Genomic DNA, 22,142 nt, shown 5'->3' on the forward strand with positions numbered 1-22,142 from the left:
CGCGTCTAGTGACACGGGGTGCTTCCGCCCGAGGGAAGCTGAGAACAAACCCGTCGAACCTGATCCGGTTAATACCGGCGAAGGGAATCGTCACAGCCGCGCCGGGCGCGCCAGCACCGGGACGGCGGGCCGGTTCAGTCGCCGCGAAAAAACCGCGTTGAACCAAATCTCGCAAACATGGCCCAAAACAAACCAGCAGTCATCGTCGACGACATCGTCCGCGTGCTCGAAACGCTCCGCGAGCGACGCCCGCTCGTGCATTGCATGACCAACGAGGTCGTCAAGGACATCACCGCAAACATACTCCTCGCCATCGGCGCGTCGCCCGCGATGGTCGAGCACGCGGAGGAGGCCGCCGAATTTGCCGCGATCGCCGACGCGCTTCTCATCAATGTCGGCACGCTCGACACCACGCAAATGGAGGCGATGCGCGCCGCGATCGCCTCTGCCACGCTTGCCGAAAAACCGTGGGTGCTCGACCCCGTCGCGATCGGCGCGATCAGCCTGCGCACGCGTTTCTCGCGCGAGATTCTTGCGCAACGCCCCGCGCTCATTCGCGGCAACGCCTCCGAAATCATCGCGCTCGCGGGCCGCGCCGGAAAAGGTCGCGGCGCGGACAGCGGCGACAGCGCCGAGCACGCGCTTGATGCCGCCGCGCAACTCGTCGCGCAGACTGGAAACGCCGTTCTTGTCACCGGTCCCGTTGATTACGCGCTTGATGCCGCGCGCACGCTCGCCTGCGCCAACGGCCATCCGCTTCTCACGCGCGTGACCGGCGTCGGGTGCGCGCAAGGCGCGCTTGCCGCGGCGTGCGTCGCCGTCGCGCCGGACAAGATTCATGGCGCCGCCGCCGCCGCCGTGTTCATGGCGATCGCGGGCGAACTCGCCGCCGCGCGCGCGCCGCGCCCCGGAAGTTTTCGCACCGCGCTCATCGACGAACTCGACCGGCTCGACGCCGACACCATTCGCAAATTCGCAAAACTTGAGACCGTAAAACAGAATGCCTGAACCCGGGCGACCCATCACACACATTCTCCCGACTCCGACATTCTGGCTCCTCTACTTTGACTCCCGACTCCTTTCCCATGAAACAACCCGATTACACACTCTACATGGTCACCGACATGCCGTCGGTTTATAAAAAGGGATTCCTCGAATCCATCGAAGCCGCCGTCGCGGGCGGCGTCTCCATCGTGCAATACCGCACCGATGGCGGCACGAAACGCGAGCTTTACGAAAACGGCATGGCCGTGCGCGACCTGCTCAAGCGCCTCGGCGTGCCGCTCATCATCAACGACCATGTCGATCTCGCGCTCGCGCTCGATGCCGACGGCGTGCACATCGGCCAGGGCGATTTGCCCGCGCCCGTTGTCCGCCGTCTCATCGGCAAAGACAAGCTGCTCGGCCTCTCCACATCCAATCGCGAGCAGGTCCTCGCGGTTGACAAGACCGTCGTCGACTACATCGGCATCGGCCCCGTTTTCCCGACGCAATCCAAGCGCAACGCCCCGCCCGCAATCGGTGCCGCCGACCTCGCCGCGCTCGTCGCGCTCGCCCCCGTGCCCAATGTCGCCATCGGCGGCATCACCGTGGAAACCGCGCCCGCCATTTATGCGACCGGCGTGACCGGCATCGCCATCGTCTCGGCGCTCTCCTACGCAAACGACATCCAGGCCGCCGCCAAGGCGCTCCGCGAAGGCGGGATCAAAAAATAAAAACTCCTCCCGGCACATCCCATGATTCCAAACGTTCTCACGATCGCAACCACCGACCCGTCGGGCGGCGCCGGCGTGCTCGCCGACCTAAAGGCATTTTCCGCAAACGGCGCCTACGGCATGGGCGTGCTCGCCGCGCTCACGGCGCAAAACACGCAAACCGTCACCGGCATTTATCCAATTCCCCTCGATTTTATCACGAGGCAAATCGACACGCTGTATGCCGACGTGCGCGTTGACTCGGTGAAAATCGGCATGCTCGGCACCGCCGAGATCACGCGTCGCGTCGCCGCCGACCTCCGCCGCCACAACGCGAAACGCATCGTCATCGATCCCGTCATGGTGTCCAAAAGCAAACACCAGCTGCTCGCCCATGACGCCATCGAATCGCTCCGCGGCGAACTCTTTCCCCTCGCCGAAATCATCACGCCCAACATCCCCGAAACCGAGGTGCTCCTCGGCTGCGCGCCGATAAAAAATCTCGACGACATGCGCAAAGCCGCGCGCGCCCTGCGCGAGCTCGGCCCGCGCATTGTCATGGTAAAAGGCGGCCATCTCGACGGCGCCGAAAGCATCGACATCGTTGATGACGGCGTCACGCAAACCGAGCTCCGCGCCCCGCGCATCGCCACAAAAAACACGCACGGCACCGGCTGCACGCTCTCCGCCGCGATCGCCGCCCAGCTCCCGCAGTGCGCCACGCCGCTCGACGCAATCCGCGCCGCCAAAGCCTACCTCACACGCGCCATCGAAGCCTCCGGCGCGCTCGACGTCGGCTCCGGCCACGGCCCGACGCACCATTTTTGGAATCTGTGGAAGTAGGGGCGCGGCATCTCTTGCGACGCCCGGCTTAATGCGCGCGATTTAACGCGGGGCGCTTATTGCGCCTTGCCCGCGCGCGGTCTTCGCATTTTCCTCGGATGCAAAGATGAAGCCGTCGAAAAAGAATCCCAAATCATCCAAAAAGAAAACGTGCATTGGAGTTCTCACCGCCGGGGGCGACAGTCCTGGCCTCAACGCGGCCATCCGCGCCATCGGCAAAACCGCCATCGGCAAAGGCTGGAACGTCATCGGGTTTCGCGACGGATTCCTCGGCATGCTTGAGGATCGCTGGGTCGAGTTGAAAAAGGAGGACCTTGCAAACATCCTCACAGTCGGCGGCACTGTGCTCGGCACGAGCCGGCTCAAGCCCCACCGCATGGAAACGCCGAAAGGCCCCGTCGATGTGCGCGACAAACTCGTGGCCACCTACAAGCGCCACAAGCTCACCGCGCTCGTTTGCATCGGCGGCGGAGGCACGCACAAAAACGCGCTCAAGCTCGCCGAAAAGGGCCTCAACATTGTCACGCTGCCAAAGACAATCGACAACGACGTCGCGCACACCGACTCCACCATCGGCTTCGCCACCGCGCTCGAAATCGCAACCGACGCCATCGACCGCCTGCACAGCACCGCGCACAGCCACCACCGCATCATCCTCGCCGAAATCATGGGGCACCGCGCCGGCTGGCTCGCCATGGGCGCCGGCCTCGCGGGCGGCGCGGACGTGATCCTCGTCCCTGAAATCCCCTACGATGTGAACAAAATCGCCGCGGCCATCAAACGCCGCGTCGCGCGGGGCACGAAGTTTAGCATCGTGGCCGTCGCCGAGGGCGCGCGCTCCATCGAGGACACGCGGGCCTACGAGGCCGCGCGCCAGGCCGGCAAAAGCGCGACCAACGCCGCGCAAAAACGCATCGCCAAAACCGTGATCGCCAAGCTCGACGCCGATCACGAGGACAACATCTTTCGCCTCGCCCGCCAGCTCAACACGCTCACCGGTCTCGACTCGCGTGTATCCATTCTTGGTTACATCCAGCGCGGGGGCACGCCCTCCCACCGCGACCGGCTCCTCGGCACCCGCCTCGGCGCGACCTGCGTGGAAATGATCGCCGACGGCAAGTTTGGCATCATGGTCGGGGTCGACGGCGACCGCATCACGACAACCCCGATTTCAAAAGTCGCCGGAAACCTGAAAACACTCCCGCCCGACCATCCCCTGATCCGCTCCGCGCGACACCTTGGGACAAACCTGGGCGATTGAGTTTTTGCCGCGCAATCATCCCCCAATCCACAACCTTGCGGAACGCCGTTCGATTAACCATGTCAGCAATGCGCATGAAAAACGCAGTTTCCGTTCTCACCATTCTCGTTGCCGCGCTCGTGATGGCGGGATGCAGCACCGTGGACAGCCGCATCAAGGAAAAGCAATCCGTCTTCGATTCGCTGACGCCAACCGAGCAGGCGAACGTCAGGCAGGGCATCATCGGGGTCGGCTACACGCCCGACATGGTTTACATGGCGATGGGCAAGGCCGACAAAGTAAAAAGCCGCGTCACGCCCAAAGGCACAGTGACCACCTGGATATACAACCAATATTACCAGGAATACATGGGGCGCCGTTTTGTCGGCTATCGCCGCGACATGTATTATGATTCGCGGGCAAAAGTCTGGCGCGTGTATTACACGCCGGTGTCCGAGGCGGTTTATCGCGACCGCGTGGAGGAAATCGGTCGCGTTGTCTTCCGCGACGACAAGGTCGAGTCAATCGAGCAAGTGCAATAAACGGGCGCAGCCCTGCGCCATGCCGCCGGACGAACACCAAGTCGGGCGCCTCAAATTCGTGATTGCCCTCCCCATCCGCCGCCCTTGAATGCGAGGCCGTTCCCCTTTGGTTTTCGCGGGCATAGTATATCGGCTATTATGCGTGCTTCCCAAGCATGAGAGGAGGGTTCGATTCCCTCTGCCCGCACCAATGGCCCTGATTGCCGGCCGGCTCCGGCGCGGCCCCTTGCAGTCTGAATCATGAAAAATATTTTTTGGCGCCTTTTCCTCATACAACAACTTTTTGCATGGTTCGGCGCCGTGCTGGCGCTTGGAGCCGCGCAGGAGCGGGACAAGAGGCCCAACATCTTTTTCTTTTTTGCCGACGACTGGGGACGCTACGCGGGCGTATACAAGGAAAACCCCGTCAACCAGCTCGTGAACACGCCCGCAATCGACCGGGTGGGACGCGAAGGCGTGAGATTCACCAACACGCATGTCAACGCGCCCAGTTGCACGCCGAGCCGCAGTGCGTTGTTCTCAGGGCAATACTTTTACCGCACCGGACGCGGCGCGATCCTGCGCCCCGCGATCTGGGATGAATCGATTCCGACCTTCCCGTTGCTGCTCGAAAAGTCCGGCTATTTTATCGGCCACACTTACAAGGCGTGGGGACCGGGAGTGCCGGCAAACGCTCCATTCGGCGCCAAGCGCACGCAATTCACCGGCGCGGGCAATCGCTTCAACAGATTTTCCCAGAACGTCACCAAGCTCGTAGCAAAAGGCGGGAACCTCGATGCCGCCAAGGAGCAGATTTACAAGGAGTGCATTGACAACTTCGAGGCGTTTCTCGCCAAGCGGCGCGCCACGCCGGAGGACGCGACAAAACCGTTTTGTTATTATTTCGGCCCCACAAACACGCACCGCGCATGGGAAAAAGGCTCGGGCAAGGCGCTCTGGAATCTCGACCCCGAAAAATTGAAGGGACGCATGCCCAAATTCCTGCCCGACGTGCCCGAGGTGAGGCAGGATTTTTGCGATTATCTCGGCGAAGTGCTCGCGCTCGATGCCGTGCTCGAACGGTTCATCGCCAAGCTCGAGGCCATGGGCGAGCTCGACAACACGGTCATCGTTCTGAGCGGCGATCATGGCATCCCCGGTTTTCCGCGGGCGAAGTGCAACCTCTACAACATCGGCACTGAAGTCGCGCTGCTCGTGCGCTGGGGAGACAAGGTCAAGGGCGGTCGCACGGTGGACGACTTCATCAACCTGATGGACCTCGCGCCCACGTTTCTGGAAATCGGCGGGGAAAAACCGCCCGCCTGCATGACGGGCCGCAGCATCCTGCCGCTGCTGCTCTCCGACAAAAACGGGCAGATTGATCCGGCACGCGATTACGTTGTCACCGGACGCGAAAGGCATGTCGAACGCGCGCGCGCCGACCTCACGCCGTATCCGCAACGCGCCATCCGCACGAAGGACTTTTTGTATATTCGCAACTTCAAGCCCGAACGCTGGCCCGTCGGCGATCCTTACGCTTGGAACGCCAAAAAACTGCCCGCGGATTTTGCCGAAAAAAGCAACTCCACGCATTTCGCGTTTGCGGACATGGACGCGAGCCCGACAAAAACCTGGCTCATGCTGCACGGCTCCAAACCGGAGTGGATTGTGCACTGGAAATACGCCTTTGGAAAACGTCCCGCGGAAGAGTTGTATGATTTGCGCACCGACCCCGACTGCCTCGTCAACGTCGCGACCGATGCGGATTACAACAAGCAGCGCCAAACGCTTGCCGCCCGCATGATGGAGGTGCTTGCGCAGACCAACGACCCGCGCGTGACAAACGGCGGAGACATGTTCGAAAACCCGCCCTTTGCCGGACCGGGAACGGAAGAAATCAGAAAGCCCCGGTGACAAAAATCGAAAAGGCCGGCGCGTAAAAAATGCGGCGTGCGGGACTCTCGCGGGACAAAACGCAGCGTGTGAATAACAATGGCTTTCCTCATGCCGCGACTTGCGCACGTTTGATGGCGCAATGACTTTCCTGTTCTGGCTCAAAAAAATCATCGGACTCTTTTTCATGCCGCTGCAGTTCGCGCTTATTATCGGCGTGATCGGCGTGGTGTTCATCTGGCTTCGCAAACGCGAGAAGCTCGCGCGCATCGGCCGCGTCATGATCACGCTCGCCGTGCTCGTGCTCCTGCTTGCTTCAAACCGCGGCGTTGCCATCCGGCTTGCGCGCCCGCTTGAGTCCGCCTACGCGCCGATACCGGAGTTAAAATCGGCGTTTGATCCGGCGAATCCCGCCGTGCCCGCCCAGCTCGCCGCGTGCAAATACGTGCTCGTGCTCGGCAGCGGCCATGCCGACGCCCCCGCGCGCTCCCGCATCAACCAGCTCAGCAATTCCGGGCGCGCGCGGCTTGCCGAGGCGTTGCGAATCCTCCGCGTGCTGCCACCCGACACGAAGTTGATCGTCTCCGGTTATCATCTGCGCGGCCCTTCGCACGCGCAAGTCAGCGCCGAGGCCGCCGAATCGCTCGGCATCGATCCCGGGCGCATCATTCGCATGGACGAAGCCCGCGACACCGATGATGAAATCCGCACAGCCGTTGAAATCGCAAACGGCGCGCCGGTCGCGCTGGTCACGTCCGCGTGGCACATGCCTCGCGCGATGCACATGTGCGGACATCACAAACTCGACGCCCTCGCCTGCCCCGCCGACTACCTGCTTCCCTCAAGCGACAACGAAGGCGCGCTGGCATGGTTTCGCTTTGAGCTCGGCGCGTTCGAATGCAGCAGCAAGGCGATCCGCGAACGCATCGGGCGTCTGTTTTTATTGAAAAACTCGATTCTCTAAAAAACGCGCCGCGCTACTTTTTCTTCCGTCCCGCGAAAAACGACAGGTAGATGCCGACCACGGCGATGAGGATCAGCCACCAGAAATAACGCAGCTCGCGCGCGGCCAGACTGGCGAAGGCGAGCACGCGCGGGAAAATGAGGCACAGGGCGATCGCAACGAGGATCGTAACTGCGATGAGAATTCTTTTGCGCGTTTCGGGTGTCATTGTCCGGCGGATGTGATGGAAACCAAACTTGTGCGTCAGTCGCGAGAAAGCTCCTCCGAGCGCGCGGTGGCGGCGAGGACCGTCTCCTTGATGATGCCGCGGAAATCGCGCGCTGCCATGCGCTGCAACCCGGCATAAGTAGTGCCGTTGGGCGAGGTGACTTGGTCACGCAGCGTCTCGGCTTCCTCGCTGCCCTGCGCGAGAAGTTTCGCGGAGCCGAGAAGCGTTTCGATGGCGAGCTGTTTGGCGGAGTCGCGGTCGAGTCCCGCGGCAACCCCCGCATCGCGAAGCGCGGCGGCAAATTCAAAGACATACGCCGGACCGCTTCCGCTCAGACCGGTGACCGCGTCGAGTTGCGTCTCCTCAACCGCGACGACGCGTCCAAGCGAGCCAAGCACCTGGTCGATGTTCGCGCGGTCGGTTTCGGCAAGCGACGAGAGCGACGCCCACGCGGTGACTCCGGCGCCGATTTGGCCGGGCGTGTTGGGCATGGCGCGGACAATGTTGCGCGCGTTGGGAAATGTTTGCGCGAGGCGCGCGAGACGCTTGCCCGCGAGGATCGAGATGATAAGCTTGCCGCGGGTGAGTTCGGCGAGGCTGGCGTCGAGCTGGGCGAGCTGCTGCGGTTTGCAGGCAAGAACAACAGTGCCGGCTCCGGCGAGCAGTGTTTCGAGATTGTTGGTCGCGGCGATTCCGGTGCGCGCGGCGAGATCGGCCGCGGTCGTGTCGGTCGCGCTGCCGAGGCACGCGATCTGCGCGGGAGTGCGCGCCCCTTTGTTGATGAGCCCGGTGACAATCGCCGAAGCCATGCGACCCGCGCCGAGAAATGAAATGTGGTTCATGAGCGTTGTGTTATTCTGGCAGCAGAAAGGCGGAGGCAATTTTTCGATTCTCGATTTTCGATTTTGAATTGGGAACTACCGCTCCATTTTTGCATTCGTTTTCGCGCGGCAACGCTCAATCCAAAATTTCATCATCGTCTCAGTTCCGCGCCCTGGAAGTGAACGTGTATGTGGTGCACTTTTTTCACGCGGTTTTTAATGATGCCGGTGGCAAGGTCCACGCTCTCGGGAACTTCGATGCGGCGAAGATCCACGACGGCGTGGTAGCCGCGTTCCGAAAAAGTGTCGATGAGCATCGCAAGGGCGAGGGGATCATCGAACAGCGGGTCTTCGCTGTTGATGTCGGCGCGCCCGGAAATGGCGTGGCGAATGACGATGGGCATCAGTTTCTTTTCGATAAAACTGACGACGCGCTCGAAAAGCCCGGCGTGCTCGGTTTCGTAGGAATCGAGGCGTTTGACGAGATCCTGGCGCGCGTGGACAATGATGTCGCTGGCGAGCGGCAGGGTGCGCACGCGGTCGTAGGTGCGCGGGTCGAGCTCGAGCGAGCTTTGGTAGCGGAGCTCGGCGAGGATTTTTTCATCAACCTCGGCAATGCTGCCCTCGGAGATAACGAAGTGGTAGTTGAAGTTTTCCTTGAGCGACTGGAGCGCCGCCCAGGTTTGCTCCTTGAACACACGGTAGCGATGTCGCGCGAGGGGCACGTCGAAATCGGTCGAGCGTTCCTCGAGCAACTCGCCGATACCTGTGCGGCGAACCTCCTCGTTGTGCTGGAGAATTTCGCGCCCGCGCTGAAGCTGGCGCTCGACGCTGGTTTTCTCGTCAACGAAAAGCACCATGATGTGGATGGTGGGCTTGCGAAAATGCGCATGGAGCGGGGTGTCGAAAAATTCCGCGCGGAGCTGGTCCATTTTGGCGACAAGCATTTTCATGCACTCGACCTGGACCTGCGTGCGCGGGAATCCGTCGAGGATGACGCCGTCGGCGTATTCGGGCTTGAGGAGTTCGCGCATGAGCAAGCCGACAACCTCGCGGTCGCCGACCATGTTGCCGGATTCCTTGATGCGCCTGGCCTCGGGAGAGGCGAGGAGCGAACTCATGACGATGGGCTCGCAGGTGAAGCCGCGTGTTTTTTGGATGAAGTTGGCGTGAGTGCCCTTGCCGGAGCCGGGCGCGCCGCCGAGCAGGAGCAGTTCCTTGGGGAATCGGAGATTTTCGCGCCCGCGCTCATGCTCGAGATCGTTCCACACGGCGTCGAAGATGATTTGAGCGTCCTTGATTTCGAGATCGTTTGTGGTGTTGGCGCGCGGAGCGGTCGCGGCGGCGTTTTTTTTGCCGCCGGCGTCCGTGTTATTTTGATCGGGAACGGGTTTCATGGGAAGAAAACGAGCGGGGTTGGATCAATACACCTTCTCTTCGAGAAGCGCGAAGAGCTCGGCCTCGGTGATACGGGTTTGCTGCATCGTGTCGCGGTCGCGGAGGGTGAAGGTGCCGTCCTTTTCAATTGTGTCGAAGTCGATCGTCACGCACCAGGGCGTGCCGATTTCGTCCTGGCGGCGGTAGCGGCGGCCGATGGCGCCGGACTCGTCGTAGAAGGCGGTGTATTTGCGTTTAATTTTTTTGTAGAGTTCCTGGGCGCGGCCGACGAGCGCCTCCTTGTTTTTGAGGAGCGGGAGCACCGCCACCTTCACCGGCGCGATGCGCGGCGAAAGGCGGAGCACGGTGCGAGTCTCGGTGTTACCCTTCTCATCGGTGACCTGCTCCTCGGCGTAGGCGGCGCAGAGCACGGCGAGGAAAATGCGGTCGGTGCCCACGGCGGGCTCGATCACATGCGGGACGAATTTCTTCTTCGTGGCCTCGTCGAAAATTTCCTGCGGCTTGCCGCTGGCCTCGGCGTGTTGCGTGAGGTCGTAGTTGCCGCGCGCGGCGATGCCCCAGAGTTCCTGCACGCCGAAGGGATACTTGAACATGATGTCCGTCGTGCCCTTCGAGTAAAACGAGAGCTTGGCCTTCGGGTGGTCGTAGAGCGAGAGGTGCGAATCGGGCAGGCCGATGGAAATGAGCCACTGGCGGCACCATTCGATCCAGTCCTTGTGGCACTGCGCCCAGTCGGCGTCCTCGTGGATGAAGTATTCCATTTCCATCTGCTCGAACTCGCGCGAGCGGAAGATGAAGTTGCGCGGCGTGATTTCGTTGCGGAACGACTTGCCGACTTGCGCGATGCCGAAGGGCAGTTTCACGCGGCCGGTGTCCACGACGTTCTTAAAATCGACGAACATGCCCTGCGCGGTTTCGGGGCGCAGGTAGGCGACGGCGGACGCGTCGCGGAGCGCGCCGACGTAGGTTTCGAACATCATGTTGAACGCGCGCGGCGGCGTGAGGCTGCCGGGCTCGCCGGTGGCGGGCGACGGGATGAGTGGAATCTCGTCGGGCTGCGCCTCGGTGAGGTCCTTGGGTTGCACGGACGCGAGCTCGCCCTGGATCGCCTTCTTGCGCTTGAGCGTTTCAGCGGCGGCCTGAAGCTCGGCGGCGGTGTTTTCGCTTTCGAGCGCGGAAACGTAGCCGACCGTTTTGCCATCGACGACGACGGGCGAGAAGAAGAGCTGGTCGGCGCGGTAGCGTTGTTTACTGACCTTGCAATCGACGAGCGGGTCGGTGAAGCCTGCGATATGGCCAGAGGCCGCCCAAACTTTCGGGTGCATGATGATCGACGACTCGATGCCGACGATGTCGTCGCGGCGGCGCACCATGTCGTTCCACCAGCAGTCGCGGATGTTTTTCTTCATCTCGGAGCCGAGCGGGCCGTAGTCAAAAAAGCCGTTGAGGCCGCCGTAGATTTCGGAGGATTGGAAAATGAAACCGCGGCGCTTGCAAAGCGCGACGATGGTTTCCATGGAGACTTCGGCGGGTGTGGACTGCGTTGACATAAGTGTGTTGTGAGTGGCGTTGGATGAAAAATAAAAACAAGAAACAAAACGCACGCGGGGCGCGCGGTCAATGACGGGTTGCCGCGATTGCGCCGGCATCGCATCCGCCATTTCGCGCGATTGGCCCCCTTGCGCGAGCGCCAACGCCTCTCATTTGCAATGCGAGATAAAGTTCTTGCTGCCGCGGCGGGGCGCACGTTGTCTTTCGTGACGCCCAAAAACAATGGCTTACTCAGATCCAGTCAAGGAGAGTGCACCGCTGCCCGCGTTTCTGCAAACGCTCAACCTGCGCAAGGCTCTCATACTCCTCATCCTCGCACTCGTCGTCATCACGACCATCGCGGTCACGGCATTCCTGCCCAAATGGTATCGCTCCAAGGCGTCCATTCGCGTGCTCAAGATCGGCACGACCAGCGCCGTATTCCAGGCGCAAAGCAACGACTACTACGATCCCTACTTCGTGCAGGACCAGCTGCGCACGATCAAGTCACCCAAAATCATCAACCCCGTCATCGAGCGCCTAAAGCTCAACGAAAAACTCGCCGCCGTGCTCGAAATCCCCGGGCCGCTCCCCGTTGATTTCACCTACGATTACCTCATCAAAAAACGCATCGTCTCCGTCGAGTCGCCAAAAACATCCTCCATTGTTGAAATCACAATCGACACCCGCGACCCGGCGCTCTCCGCCGCCATCGCCAATGAGATAGTCGGCGTTTATACCGAAGATCGGATCAACCTCGCCACCGCCGCGCAAAAAGCCGACCTCGCCGAACTCAACAACCAGCTCGCCGCGCAGGAAAAAATCGTCATCGCCCAGCGCGACACCGTCGAACGCCTCCGCGCGGAACTCAGCATCTCCGGCATCGACCTCACGAATCCGCGCAACAACAGCATGGAAATCGAACGCCTCCGCCAAATGCAAAGCACGCTCGTCGCGCTCACCGTGGACGCCAACAGTCTCAAAACCCGCTACGAAAGCTTCCGCGACATTCCGCCCGACAAACGCCTCTCGCTCGTCAACGCGCAACTCATCGAGGACCCCGGCACCCAGCGCCTCCAGCAAATCTACCTCGAGGCCGAGCAAAACGTCACCAAGCTTTCCGCCCGCCTCGGCGAGGCGCACCCCGAGATGATCGTCGCCCGCGAAAATCTTTCGAAAATCAAAACCCAGCTCGAGGCGCAACTCACCGGCTACGAGTTCACGCTCAAAAGCAAGGCCGAGGAAGCCGAGGCGCGCGTCACCGAGCTCAAGAAACAGCTCGAGGAAGCCAAGGCGTCCCAAATTGAAAACGCCTCCAAGCGCATGCGCCCGTTCGAGGAAGCCATGCAAAAACTCGACGAGGCCACGCGCCTCTACACCACCTTCAAGCTCACCCTGCGCCAGCGCGAAATCGACTACAACCAGCCCAAGCGCCCCGTCGAAATCCTCAGCAAGGCCGAACCCAAGCTCGAGCCTGAGCGCCCCAGCTGGCCGATCAACATCACCTTCGCGATCCTTTTCGGCGTCGTGCTCGGCATCGGCACCGCGCTGCTGATCGACATGTTCGACGCCAGCTTCCGCAGCGTGGCCGACGTGGAACGCCGCCTCCAGCGCCCCGTGCTCGGCGTCATTCCCTCGTCACTCACCGCGCGCAAGCCCGCCGAGGAGCCGCTCGACCCCGCGGAGGACGAACCCTTCCGCGTCCTGCAAACAAACATCACCCTCGCCCTGCGCAACAAACCCTCGCACGGCGCGCAAACGCTCGTGATGCTCTCCGCCGGCCCCGGCGAAGGCAAGTCGACCACGCTCCTCCGCCTCGCCCGCGCAATGGGCGCCGCCGGCGAGCGCGTTCTCCTCATCGACGCCGACCTGCGCCGTCCCACGCAGCACCGCCTTTTCAACGTCGCCAAGACCCCCGGCCTCGCCGACCTGCTGCAAAGCAAGGTCACGCTCGACCAATGCCGCAGCCGCAACATCGCGCCCGGACTCGACTTCATCCCCAGCGGCACGATCAGCGGTTTCACGCTCAGCCTTTTCTACGCCGACCGCCTCAAGGAAATCCTGGCCGACCTGCGCACGCAATACGACCGCATCGTGTTCGACGCGCCGCCCATAATCGGCGTGAGCGATTCCGCCGTGATCACGAGCCTGATCGACCACGTGCTCCTGCTCATCCAGTATCGCCGCAATCCGCTCAGCATGGTGCTCCGCGCGCAGCAAACCATCCTCGGACTCGACAAGGAAATCCTCGGCGTGGTGCTCAACCGCGTCCCGAAAAACGCCGGCGCGGACTATGCCTATTACAGCAAAAACTACGCGTATTACGGCTCAAAAAGCGCCCGCACCCGCGACAAGACAGCGGGCGATACAATCAATTTTTCGGAAAAGAAATAAACAGGAGTTTCTGCTGTGAGATATTGGCAGGGTGAGCCGTTCACTATCCCGGCTCACCGGGACGGTTCGCCCTACCTTCAAATAACACCGCGTTTTTATGACTGGGTGTTTTTTTCTTTTAACAACTCCCGACGCAGCCAGTCGAGCGCGGCGGTAAGGGCGCGCTGGCGGAGGGCGAGCGGCGGACCGGGATAGGTCACGGTTTTGGCCCATGCGCCATGCGGTGAATACATGCCGATGTGAACCGGGCCGCCGTGTTCGTTGCCGGCGCGCGAATTGTATTCAAATCCTGTTATCGCGAGCGCGTAGTCGGCGCCCATGCGCTCGGCGGCGCCGGTCGCCATCGCGATGGCCCCCTCGTCGCTCGCGCCGTCGTGCTGGAGCAGCACTTCCTCCGGCACGTCGATGAGCTGCATTTTCGATTCGTGCGTATGGCAGACGGCGGCGCCCGCAAAAAAATGATTCAACTCGGGAATGTCGTTGAAGCAGTTTGCGAGCATTCCGCCGGTGGCGTCCTCGGCGATGGCCAGCAGTCTCTTGTTGGCGACGAGCAGGCGCGCCACGACCCGGGGCAGTTCATCGTGGCCGACGCACAACAGATTCTCGCCGAGCTGCGCCGTGCATTCGCATGCGATGTTTTCAAGCTGCGTGCGCGAAAGCAAACCGCCGGGCGAGCTGATGCGGCAATCCACCGCGCCGGGATGCGCGCAATACGCCACGCTCAGCCTCGCGGGATCGGATGCGCCATGACTGTCAAAGACGGGCTGCAATTTTGTTTCGAGAAGCGATTCGCCGACGCCGATTGTGCGCATTTGCACATACGCCTCCTCGCCCGCGATGAAACCGAGGCGCGCGAGGCGCGGCATCACCTGCTCGGTGAACATGGGGCGCAGCTCGTTTGGAGGGCCGGGCAGCATGCAAAGCACCTTGCCATCCTGTTCGACCCAGAGGCCGGGCGCGGTGCCGTTCGGATTGTGCAAAATCTCGGCGCGCTCGGGACGCTGGGCCTGCTTGAGATTGTTCGCCGTCATGCACATCCCGAAACGTTCGAATCGCTCGCGAAGGGCGCGCTCCACATTTTCGTCGTGCACGAGTTTTTGGCCGAGTTCCCGCGCGACGGCCTCGCGCGTGCGGTCGTCGCAAGTGGGTCCGAGCCCGCCGGTCGTGATGACCACGTCGGCGGCGCGCCAGCTTTCGGCAAACTGCCGCGCGATCGCGCCGGCGTCGTCGCCCAAGGTGATGTTGCGTTGCAGCATCACACCGCGCCGGGCGAGTTGCGAACCGATGAATGTGACGTGGCTGTTGCCAACCAAGCCGAGCAGCAATTCGTCGCCAAGGGTAAGAAGTTCAAAATGTCGCATGGGAAAGACTCAAACGAACATGCTAATCGCAAACGTGGAAATCTCAAATTGCAAAAGACGATTTTGATTGGCCCCGCCAATCTCACAATTGGTCCCTGGCGAAAATACTAGCAACGCCCCATCCACGCCAACCTGCAGGCCGTCATTGCCTGATTCAACTGCGTTGCTCGGACGACAGTCATGATTAAACTAACAATCTTTCGATTGCTCCAGCTGGCTGCGCATTGCAAATAAGCGAAAAAGATTCCAGCCGGCGACAATGCACGGGCCGGAAAAAACAACAGTCGCGGCAAAACGAAAATTTTTGAGGTGCGGGCTATTAATGAGATAAAGAGGAATAATGCCAATGACCACGGCCACCATCCCAAAAAGCAAACCCGCAGCCACTATCCAAGTCAGCAAAAGCCTTCGGGCAATTCTCTGCGTAGAAACGTAAATACTGACGACGAGAGCCACAATACCATATACGGATAGAAGATAGGAAATATGCATCAACATATCAGCCTTTTGAAAAATACCCGCCCAGTAACCCGGGGAAGCATTAGCGGGACCCAAAGCGATAGCAGCAGGCACGTATAAAAACGCCCCCAAGCAGAGTATAGTCTGCAAAATAATGCGCGTTCTGCGGCACATGCATGGAGCCGGTGTAGTCATGTTTGTTTTTGGCAACCAGAATCAAAGATTACACATCCATATAAGGATGGTGAAACGGTTGGCTATCTTGATTTTTTCGGGCTTGTATTCGTTTGCGAGACATTATCTCCAATTACGAGCGCTTGGTTTGGGATTTGAATATTTGCCGGTTGAGATTTCTTTGGAATTTGGGATTTTGAGATTCGAAATTTCCCAAACAGATGCCATCAAACGCCACAGATAGCAACGAGCCCTTGGGCTTGAAGGGGAAGGTGCGCCGCCTTCCCAACAAGCCGGGCGTGTATCTGATGAAGGACCGGCTCGGGCGAATCCTTTACGTTGGCAAGGCAAAGAACCTGAAAAAGCGCGTCTCGTCGTATTTCACGCCCTCGCGCGCCGCGATGATCACACAGCCGAAAATCCGCGCGCTCATCGGCCTGATCGCCGACTTCGACACAATCGAGGTGAAATCCGAGCCCGAGGCGCTTCTGCTCGAGGGGCGCCTCATTAAACAGTGGAAGCCAAAATACAACACGGACTTCATTGACGACAAACGCTTCCTGCTCGTGCGCGTCGACCCTCGCGAGGAGCTGCCGCGCATCCGCCTCACGCGCATCCGCAAGGACTCCGTTTCGCGCTACTTCGGCCCGTTCGCGCACTCAGGCCCGCTGCGAAAAACACTCGCGCAAATGCGCCGCCAGTTCGGCGTGCTGCTCGCCGACTCGTCACCGCAAAAACTTCCCGACGGGCGCTGGCAGCTCTACGACGACATCCGCCAGGAAATCTACGGCGAGCACGCCAACATCGTCACCGCCGATGAATACCGCGCCCGTGTTGACGCCGCGTGCACGTTTCTCGAGGGCAAGTCGCGCGAATGGCTTGAAATCCTGCGCGGCGAAATGCTCGCCGCCGCCGGCAAACACAATTTCGAAAAGGCCGCCGAGTTGCGCGACATTGTTTTTGCGCTCGAAAAAACGCTCCAGCCCGCGCGCCGTTTCGAGCGCGAGCAAAGCGTGATCCACACCGACGCCGCCGCGCTCGCCTCGCTGCAAAGCGCGCTCGACCTGCCCGCGCCGCCCGCGCACATGGAGTGTTTCGACATCTCGCACATTTCGGGCACGTTTGTCGTCGCCTCGTGCGTGCACTTCACCGACGGACGGCCCGACAAAAACAACTACCGCCGTTTCCGCATAAAGAGTTTCATGGGCAACGACGACTTTCGCGCGATGGAGGAAGTCGTGGGGCGGCGTTACTCGCGCCTGCACGGCGAGGACAGGGCGTTCCCGAATCTCATCGTGATCGACGGCGGTCGCGGCCAGGTTGCCGCCGCGCTGAAGGCGTTTGTCGCGATCGACATTGAGCCGCCCGCAATCATCGGCCTCGCCAAAAAACACGAGACGATCATTTTCCCCGACACGCGGCCGCCGCTGAACCTGCCGCTCACGCACCCGGGGTTGCAGTTGCTGCAGCGCATGCGCGACGAGGCGCACCGCTTCGCCAACACCTACAACGCCGACCTGCGCTCAAAAAAAATCCGCGAAAGCGTGCTCGACGATTTTCCCGGCATGGGCGAGGTGCGCCGCGCCGCGCTCATGTCGCATTTCGGTGACATCGACAAACTGCGCGCCGCAAGCGTGGAGCGCATCACGGAGGTCGATGGATTCGGCGAAAAGATGGCGACGGATTTGTGGGCGTTTTTGCATCCGGAGGGATGACCGGAGCAGCGGGCAAAAAGCGCGACGCCTTATTTCCTGATCGCGGAACGGGGCGGAGTTTGCGCGCGGCGCGCGGCGCGCCAGCCTTCGCGGTGCTTGCGAATCCAGTCGAGCAATGCGCGCTCAAACCCAATGTCATAGCCGAGGCGCTCGGATTCGAGCCATTTGTGGCGCAGTATCTCCTCACGCTCCGCCAGAAATTCCTGATACAAAGAGGATCGCTTCACAAAATCTTGTGATCGCTCTGACCTGTTTGACTGGAGAGTTGTCATGACGAACCGGACTGAAAATTAAAAATTGGACGAACGTGCCGCCGGCATCCCCGATCGGTTTTGCCGAGCGTTTGGTTAATTTTTAATGAATAATGCGCCGGGTGATTCCACTTGCCAGAAAAATCGCGGCGCGCCGGCTTTTTTTACGCGACAGGCTCCGTGTGCGCTCGAATGTTTCCACCCGCTGTTTCGCGTCTCGCACGCCTCACAAATTGGACGGGGCCAAAAAGTATTTTGTCGGCAGTGGAGATGGCAGAAAGCATTTTCACAAATAGGATGCGCCCGAAGTCGGGCACTCCGAAAACTCGCGAAAAAAAACGCAGGGCGGCTTCGGTGAAACCGCCCTGCCCTATCAACTTCTTTTTGGAATTATTCCAGTCCGGTCACTTGCACATCGCTTGGATATTCGACGCTGAACTTGAGCGGAACCTCGCGTTTTTCGCCAGGCTGAAGGTCGAGGCGCCACACGAGTTTGCTGTCCTCCTCGCGCGTCACTTCCTTGCCGGGCTTTTCGAGCGTGCCCACGTCCTTCTCGGCGGGCGTGATGAGTTTCACGACGATCTTTTCGTTGCGCGAAAGCGGAAGCGCCTCCTTGAACACGACGCGCTCGGCGGTCTTTTTGTTGTTTGTGATCGTGACCATGAACTCGTAGGTCACGCGGCGGCCCTTGCCGGTCAGCCCGGTGTTTTCGGAAAAACGGTTCACAACGCGGCGCTTGATTGCCACGCCCTCGTCGGCGCCGAGCGAGACCTCGAACTTTTCAGTGGGCATCACCGACTTGAGCGACGAGGTGGAGACAAACGCGTTGTCGAGGAAGATATTCGTCGGCCCTGCGAGGAACGGATACTCGGTTGTGTTTGTGACGTAGGCGCTGAGGAACGCCGTCTCCTGCATCGCGGGTGTGGCCTGATACTGGAGTTTGGCGTCGAGTTTGTTGACCGTAATGCTGACTTTCTGCGGCGTGTTGTCGCTCGGGATGCTCGTGGCAGCGAGGATTTTGAATGTCGCGCTGGTGGTGGACGCGTCCACGCTCGCGGTGGCGATGGCGATGTCCTTGTCGGCCTTTTCCTCGACGACCATTTCATCGGCGACAACTGCATTAAAGACTTGGGACTCGGCCATTTTCCTTCTGCTCTTCTGCACTTCCATCATGTCGGCCCTCGCGCGCGGCAGGACAATAGGCTGCGGCACGAACACGTCGAGTATCCACGGGTTGAGGACGGGCGCGGCGCTGCCGAGCGAGGGGCGCGCGGTCGAAAGCGTGAGCGCGATGTCGTCCCAATCCTCGCCGGTCGCCTGGCGCACGATGCCGAAGTAAGTGAGTTCGACCGCGCGTTCGTCGGAGCGCATGCGCACATCGTAGGACGGTGACCAGCTGGCATTAGGCACGGTGTAGGCAACGCTGAGATCGAGCGAGCCGGCTTTCGCGGCGGCAACGCGCACCGTGACGGTCTTGTAGCTTTTATTGTCGGGGCGCGCGCCGCGCATGATCATGTTTAATTGCGAGCGGAGCGTGCCGAGCTTCTTGTTTGTCTCGGCGATTTCGAGGTCGAGCGCCTGCGTGTCGGCTGCGAGTTTTTCGCGTTTCTCGCCGGAAAACTCCATGAGCTTTTGCAGGTTTTCCAACGACGGAGGCGGCGCGTCGGAACCGCTCGGCGGCGAGGCGACGATCACGCCCTCAATGCGGTCGAGCAGCTTGGCCTGCTGCTTGAGGACGGCGCCGCGGTCGTTGAGCTTGCGCATGGCCTGCTCGATGCCGGCGATTTCCTCCTGAAGGGCGGTGACTCGCGGCAGGTCAACCTCGGCGGCGTTGCTCGTGTAGGTGACGCGCGAGGAAACGTCGAGGATGGTGGCGTCGGCCGTGCCGCGTCCGTTGACTTGCACGGAGGCGTCGACAAGCGACGCGGGCAGTTTTTCGAGGATGACGTGCGATTCGCCCGCCGGCAGCTCGATGCGCGCGGCGCGCGTGACGATGGCGCGGTCGGTGTAAACGGTGGCGGCGGTGATTTTTGATTGGGTGGGTGTTGGATTTGTCATGGGTTTTGAAAAGGCGCTTGTGACGGCGAGCGTCAGGCCGAGCGCGAGTGTGATTGCGCCGGCGGAAACACGATTGCGGGATGGTGGTGTGGTGCGGGTTGTTTTCATGTTGGTGATGTTGATAAGCGGTTCGGGTTTTGCCTAAAAGTGTGCGCGCAGAATATCGGAAACCGGCGGAGGGATTGTCAGCGGGGCGTCAGCCATTTGTAAGGAAAATGTCATGCGATTGGAAAAAATCCCCGCGGTTCCAAAATGTATTTATGAACACGGATGAGCCCTTGAGGTCTCACGCTGCAATCTTCACACTTATTGTTTTACATGAAAACCCGCCCACTCGCACCGCTTGCAGCGTTTCTTATCGCCGTGTTCGCGTCACTTCACGCGCACGCCCAAACCACCTCGGCCACATTTCATCCTTCACTGCTTGAAAGTCTTTCCGCGTCCTACTCGTATTCGGGGAAATCCGGCTACAAGCACAACGAGACTTCCGGCGAGACGTCGGTCAATAATTTCAGCCTGAGCGCGTCGGGACGCCTGGCGCTCGGCAAGGCGACATTCCTCGGGTTCGGCGCCGCGTTCTCGATAAACGAAATCGACTCCGACGACTCCGTGCCGACGCCGGAGCGCCTTGGCGAAATCACCGCGAACATCGGCATCACGCAGGTGTTTTCGGAGAAATGGCGCGGGGCAATTTTTGCGCGTCCCGGGTATTACGGCGATTTTGAGCACTACACATGGCGCACAATCAATGTGCCCGTGATGGCAATCGCCAACTACACACAGTCCAACGGCACAATGTGGGCTTTCGGCGTGAGCGTGAATCCGTTCGGCGAATATCCAGTGCTGCCGGTGGTGAGCATGCGGTGCGCGCTTGCAGAGAACTGGTCGCTCAATCTCGGATTTCCGCGCATCGGCGTGATGTGGCAGGCAACGAAGGCGCTCGAACTCGGTCTCGGCGCCACCGCGCAAGGCGGCGGTTATCGCACCACAAAAGCCCCGGGGAAAACCAACCGCGCCGACCTGGCCAACACTTACGTGAACTATCGCGAAATACGCGTCGGCATGAACGCCTCGTATAAAGTCGCCCGCCGAGTGAGCCTGTCACTCGAAGCCGGCTGGATGGTCGACCGGCGTTTTGATTATCACGACATTGATTACGAGCTAAAGGGAAAATCGTCCGCCTACATAACCGCCGGCGTGAATATAAGGATGTGATGGCCAGAGCGCATGCATGGACTTTTGTTCATCCAGCGCACACTTGGTTACCATGTGTAAAAATTGGTATTATTCATGGAGCTATAGAAGGCTGAAAGGCTTCAATTTTTGAAATATGTCAAAAATGTTATATATTAAATTTGACATTAGAGAGCCAGCAATCACAGTCTCTCAACCATGACATCGTCGCTTACTCCAATCACACCAAACCCAGGTGGACAACTCACGATTCAAGAAATTATTGGTAGAGATAAACTTATTGATGAAGTATGGGGCGTGTTGCGAGGCCAAAGTGTTTACATGAACGACCATCGCAGGATCGGGAAAACACAGATTATGGTCAAAATGCACGCTGAACCGCAGGCTGGTTGGCATACAATAAAGCGCGATCTGGAATCCTGTCACACAGCTGTTGATTTTGCAGCCTGCGTTTTTCAGGACGCCTCTCAGGTTCTAAGCCGTAAAAAACGAATGCTTCGTTCAACCAAAGCGCTTCTATCTCAGCTTGGAGGCACGGAAGTCGGCGGTATTTTGACTTTTCCATCAGGCACACCACTTCCGTGGAAAAACATGCTGGAGCAAACTTTCGCCGATATTGAGCAAGAGATGATTTCGCTGGAAGAAGAAGCTAAATTTCCCCAACGCATGGTATTTCTTTGGGATGAAATACCTTTTTTACTTGATAACATCTCTCGCCGTGAATCCCCGGACGTCGCAATGGAGGTTCTTGATGCACTTCGCGCCTTCAGTCAGGATCACGACCACATACGCTTGGTGCTGACTGGGTCCATTGGCATCCACCACGTTCTTTCTGCGTTACGAAAGAGTGGATATGGCAATGATCCCCTCAATCGCATGCATCACATCCAGCCAGGGCCGTTGGCCGCTGACGATGCGCGCATGTTGGCCTCACGGCTTCTTATCGGGGCGGGGTTTGACTCCGAAAAAATCAATATTATCGAATGCAGCACAGTCATCGCCGCGCTTGTTGGCAATGTCGCGTTTTATATTCACAAACTCATATCGCGACTTCCGAAAAAACAACCGCTTACCTCCGAAATCATCGAGCAGCAACTGAAAGCCGAGATTTCTTCACTTGAACGCAATGACTGGAACCTATCCCACTACGCTGATCGCCTCGTCAAATATTACGGTGACGATGTTTCTATCGTTCGTTTGATACTGGATCATGTCGCCATCAAAAACGCCGATGCCAACTTCGACTCCATGCGCCGTGCCGTCACGGGAAGCATGAATTTTCATGACGACGAAAAGCTGCGCTCACTGATCCGCCTGCTTTGTCAGGATTTTTACCTAAAGCGCGAACAAGATGGCTCCTATCGCTTCCACCTCGAACTTATCCGTCGCTGGTGGTGTGTCTATCGGGAACTTTCCAACTAATC

General features: G+C 59.8%; 19 protein-coding genes, 1 tRNA gene and 1 riboswitch. Of the genes, 12 read left to right on the forward strand and 8 right to left on the reverse strand.

Annotation, left to right across the window (positions count from 1 at the left end; all coding sequences use genetic code 11):
- The first annotated feature begins 4 nt into the window (after positions 1–4).
- Positions 5–104, forward strand: a riboswitch (TPP riboswitch).
- Positions 105–177: 73 nt separating this feature from the next.
- From thiM to CKA38_RS01020, 8 genes are all read left to right on the forward strand, one after another.
- Positions 178–1,008: a hydroxyethylthiazole kinase gene (thiM, locus tag CKA38_RS00985; RefSeq protein WP_108823835.1), complete on the forward strand. Its 831-nt coding sequence runs from the start codon at positions 178–180 to the stop codon at positions 1,006–1,008.
- A 77-nt stretch (positions 1,009–1,085) separates the two neighbouring features.
- A complete protein-coding gene (thiE, locus tag CKA38_RS00990) occupies positions 1,086–1,715 on the forward strand; it encodes a thiamine phosphate synthase (RefSeq protein WP_108823836.1) in 630 nt (209 codons plus the stop codon).
- Between the two features lie 21 nt (positions 1,716–1,736).
- Positions 1,737–2,537, forward strand: a complete 801-nt coding sequence (gene thiD / locus CKA38_RS00995; protein ID WP_108823837.1) for a bifunctional hydroxymethylpyrimidine kinase/phosphomethylpyrimidine kinase — start codon at positions 1,737–1,739, stop codon at positions 2,535–2,537.
- Between the two features lie 106 nt (positions 2,538–2,643).
- A complete protein-coding gene (locus tag CKA38_RS01000; protein WP_108823838.1) occupies positions 2,644–3,798 on the forward strand; it encodes a 6-phosphofructokinase in 1,155 nt (384 codons plus the stop codon).
- Between the two features lie 74 nt (positions 3,799–3,872).
- Positions 3,873–4,319, forward strand: a complete 447-nt coding sequence (locus tag CKA38_RS01005) for a hypothetical protein (RefSeq protein WP_152032595.1) — start codon at positions 3,873–3,875, stop codon at positions 4,317–4,319.
- 115 nt (positions 4,320–4,434) lie between these two features.
- Positions 4,435–4,509: transfer RNA gene (locus tag CKA38_RS01010), tRNA-Gly, on the forward strand.
- A 50-nt stretch (positions 4,510–4,559) separates the two neighbouring features.
- A complete protein-coding gene (locus tag CKA38_RS01015) occupies positions 4,560–6,212 on the forward strand; it encodes a sulfatase family protein (RefSeq protein WP_108823840.1) in 1,653 nt (550 codons plus the stop codon).
- Between the two features lie 121 nt (positions 6,213–6,333).
- A complete protein-coding gene (locus CKA38_RS01020) occupies positions 6,334–7,155 on the forward strand; it encodes an ElyC/SanA/YdcF family protein (protein ID WP_108823841.1) in 822 nt (273 codons plus the stop codon).
- A gap of 13 nt (positions 7,156–7,168) precedes the next feature.
- Here CKA38_RS01020 and CKA38_RS01025 read toward each other — a convergent pair whose 3' ends face one another.
- From CKA38_RS01025 to CKA38_RS01040, 4 genes are all read right to left on the reverse strand, one after another.
- Entirely contained in the window at positions 7,169–7,363 is a 195-nt protein-coding gene (locus CKA38_RS01025; RefSeq protein WP_108823842.1) for a hypothetical protein, read from the reverse strand.
- Between the two features lie 35 nt (positions 7,364–7,398).
- Positions 7,399–8,205 carry a pyrroline-5-carboxylate reductase gene (gene proC / locus CKA38_RS01030; RefSeq protein WP_108823843.1) on the reverse strand — a complete coding sequence of 269 codons (807 nt, stop codon included), beginning with the start codon at positions 8,203–8,205 and terminating at the stop codon, positions 7,399–7,401.
- A gap of 131 nt (positions 8,206–8,336) precedes the next feature.
- Positions 8,337–9,581 carry a nucleoside monophosphate kinase gene (locus CKA38_RS01035; RefSeq protein WP_108823844.1) on the reverse strand — a complete coding sequence of 415 codons (1,245 nt, stop codon included), beginning with the start codon at positions 9,579–9,581 and terminating at the stop codon, positions 8,337–8,339.
- A gap of 24 nt (positions 9,582–9,605) precedes the next feature.
- Positions 9,606–11,132: a glycine--tRNA ligase gene (locus CKA38_RS01040; protein WP_108826334.1), complete on the reverse strand. Its 1,527-nt coding sequence runs from the start codon at positions 11,130–11,132 to the stop codon at positions 9,606–9,608.
- A 223-nt stretch (positions 11,133–11,355) separates the two neighbouring features.
- Between CKA38_RS01040 and CKA38_RS01045 the strand changes: the two genes are divergently transcribed.
- Entirely contained in the window at positions 11,356–13,506 is a 2,151-nt protein-coding gene (locus CKA38_RS01045; RefSeq protein ID WP_108823845.1) for a GumC family protein, read from the forward strand.
- 95 nt (positions 13,507–13,601) lie between these two features.
- Here the strand turns inward: CKA38_RS01045 and CKA38_RS01050 are convergent, their stop codons facing one another.
- Positions 13,602–14,867 carry a CinA family nicotinamide mononucleotide deamidase-related protein gene (locus CKA38_RS01050; RefSeq protein WP_108823846.1) on the reverse strand — a complete coding sequence of 422 codons (1,266 nt, stop codon included), beginning with the start codon at positions 14,865–14,867 and terminating at the stop codon, positions 13,602–13,604.
- A 189-nt stretch (positions 14,868–15,056) separates the two neighbouring features.
- Positions 15,057–15,440: a hypothetical protein gene (locus tag CKA38_RS15170; protein ID WP_152032596.1), complete on the reverse strand. Its 384-nt coding sequence runs from the start codon at positions 15,438–15,440 to the stop codon at positions 15,057–15,059.
- 281 nt (positions 15,441–15,721) lie between these two features.
- Between CKA38_RS15170 and CKA38_RS01055 the strand changes: the two genes are divergently transcribed.
- Positions 15,722–17,215 carry an excinuclease ABC subunit UvrC gene (locus tag CKA38_RS01055; RefSeq protein ID WP_108823847.1) on the forward strand — a complete coding sequence of 498 codons (1,494 nt, stop codon included), beginning with the start codon at positions 15,722–15,724 and terminating at the stop codon, positions 17,213–17,215.
- A 29-nt stretch (positions 17,216–17,244) separates the two neighbouring features.
- Here the strand turns inward: CKA38_RS01055 and CKA38_RS01060 are convergent, their stop codons facing one another.
- Together CKA38_RS01060 and CKA38_RS01070 are read right to left on the reverse strand one after the other, a co-directional pair.
- On the reverse strand, positions 17,245–17,487 hold the full coding sequence (locus CKA38_RS01060; protein ID WP_108823848.1) for a hypothetical protein: 243 nt from the start codon (positions 17,485–17,487) through the stop codon (positions 17,245–17,247).
- 369 nt (positions 17,488–17,856) lie between these two features.
- The gene (locus tag CKA38_RS01070; RefSeq protein WP_108823850.1) at positions 17,857–19,632 is read right to left on the reverse strand and encodes a mucoidy inhibitor MuiA family protein; all 1,776 of its coding nucleotides are present in this window, start codon (positions 19,630–19,632) and stop codon (positions 17,857–17,859) included.
- 210 nt (positions 19,633–19,842) lie between these two features.
- On the opposite strand from CKA38_RS01070, the gene CKA38_RS01075 reads away from it, so the two are divergent.
- Both CKA38_RS01075 and CKA38_RS15175 read left to right on the forward strand, forming a co-directional pair.
- Positions 19,843–20,739, forward strand: coding sequence for a DUF6268 family outer membrane beta-barrel protein (locus CKA38_RS01075; protein WP_152032597.1), 897 nt, complete (start codon positions 19,843–19,845; stop codon positions 20,737–20,739).
- A 177-nt stretch (positions 20,740–20,916) separates the two neighbouring features.
- Positions 20,917–22,140, forward strand: coding sequence for a hypothetical protein (locus tag CKA38_RS15175; RefSeq protein WP_152032598.1), 1,224 nt, complete (start codon positions 20,917–20,919; stop codon positions 22,138–22,140).
- Positions 22,141–22,142: the final 2 nt, after the last annotated feature.

Source organism: Ereboglobus luteus, assembly GCF_003096195.1.
Classification (GTDB): domain Bacteria; phylum Verrucomicrobiota; class Verrucomicrobiia; order Opitutales; family Opitutaceae; genus Ereboglobus; species Ereboglobus luteus.

Excerpts from the sequence above, each read along its gene's own strand:
- thiM (WP_108823835.1), top strand. The coding sequence starts at position 178 with ATGGCCCAAAACAAACCAGCAGTCATCGTCGACGACATCGTCCGCGTG.
- thiE (WP_108823836.1), top strand. The coding sequence starts at position 1,086 with ATGAAACAACCCGATTACACACTCTACATGGTCACCGACATGCCGTCG.
- thiD (WP_108823837.1), top strand. The coding sequence starts at position 1,737 with ATGATTCCAAACGTTCTCACGATCGCAACCACCGACCCGTCGGGCGGC.
- CKA38_RS01000 (WP_108823838.1), top strand. The coding sequence starts at position 2,644 with ATGAAGCCGTCGAAAAAGAATCCCAAATCATCCAAAAAGAAAACGTGC.
- CKA38_RS01005 (WP_152032595.1), top strand. The coding sequence starts at position 3,873 with ATGAAAAACGCAGTTTCCGTTCTCACCATTCTCGTTGCCGCGCTCGTG.
- CKA38_RS01015 (WP_108823840.1), top strand. The coding sequence starts at position 4,560 with ATGAAAAATATTTTTTGGCGCCTTTTCCTCATACAACAACTTTTTGCA.
- CKA38_RS01020 (WP_108823841.1), top strand. The coding sequence starts at position 6,334 with ATGACTTTCCTGTTCTGGCTCAAAAAAATCATCGGACTCTTTTTCATG.
- CKA38_RS01025 (WP_108823842.1), bottom strand. The coding sequence starts at position 7,363 with ATGACACCCGAAACGCGCAAAAGAATTCTCATCGCAGTTACGATCCTC.
- proC (WP_108823843.1), bottom strand. The coding sequence starts at position 8,205 with ATGAACCACATTTCATTTCTCGGCGCGGGTCGCATGGCTTCGGCGATT.
- CKA38_RS01035 (WP_108823844.1), bottom strand. The coding sequence starts at position 9,581 with ATGAAACCCGTTCCCGATCAAAATAACACGGACGCCGGCGGCAAAAAA.
- CKA38_RS01040 (WP_108826334.1), bottom strand. The coding sequence starts at position 11,132 with ATGTCAACGCAGTCCACACCCGCCGAAGTCTCCATGGAAACCATCGTC.
- CKA38_RS01045 (WP_108823845.1), top strand. The coding sequence starts at position 11,356 with ATGGCTTACTCAGATCCAGTCAAGGAGAGTGCACCGCTGCCCGCGTTT.
- CKA38_RS01050 (WP_108823846.1), bottom strand. The coding sequence starts at position 14,867 with ATGCGACATTTTGAACTTCTTACCCTTGGCGACGAATTGCTGCTCGGC.
- CKA38_RS01055 (WP_108823847.1), top strand. The coding sequence starts at position 15,722 with ATGCCATCAAACGCCACAGATAGCAACGAGCCCTTGGGCTTGAAGGGG.
- CKA38_RS01060 (WP_108823848.1), bottom strand. The coding sequence starts at position 17,487 with ATGACAACTCTCCAGTCAAACAGGTCAGAGCGATCACAAGATTTTGTG.
- CKA38_RS01070 (WP_108823850.1), bottom strand. The coding sequence starts at position 19,632 with ATGAAAACAACCCGCACCACACCACCATCCCGCAATCGTGTTTCCGCC.
- CKA38_RS01075 (WP_152032597.1), top strand. The coding sequence starts at position 19,843 with ATGAAAACCCGCCCACTCGCACCGCTTGCAGCGTTTCTTATCGCCGTG.
- CKA38_RS15175 (WP_152032598.1), top strand. The coding sequence starts at position 20,917 with ATGACATCGTCGCTTACTCCAATCACACCAAACCCAGGTGGACAACTC.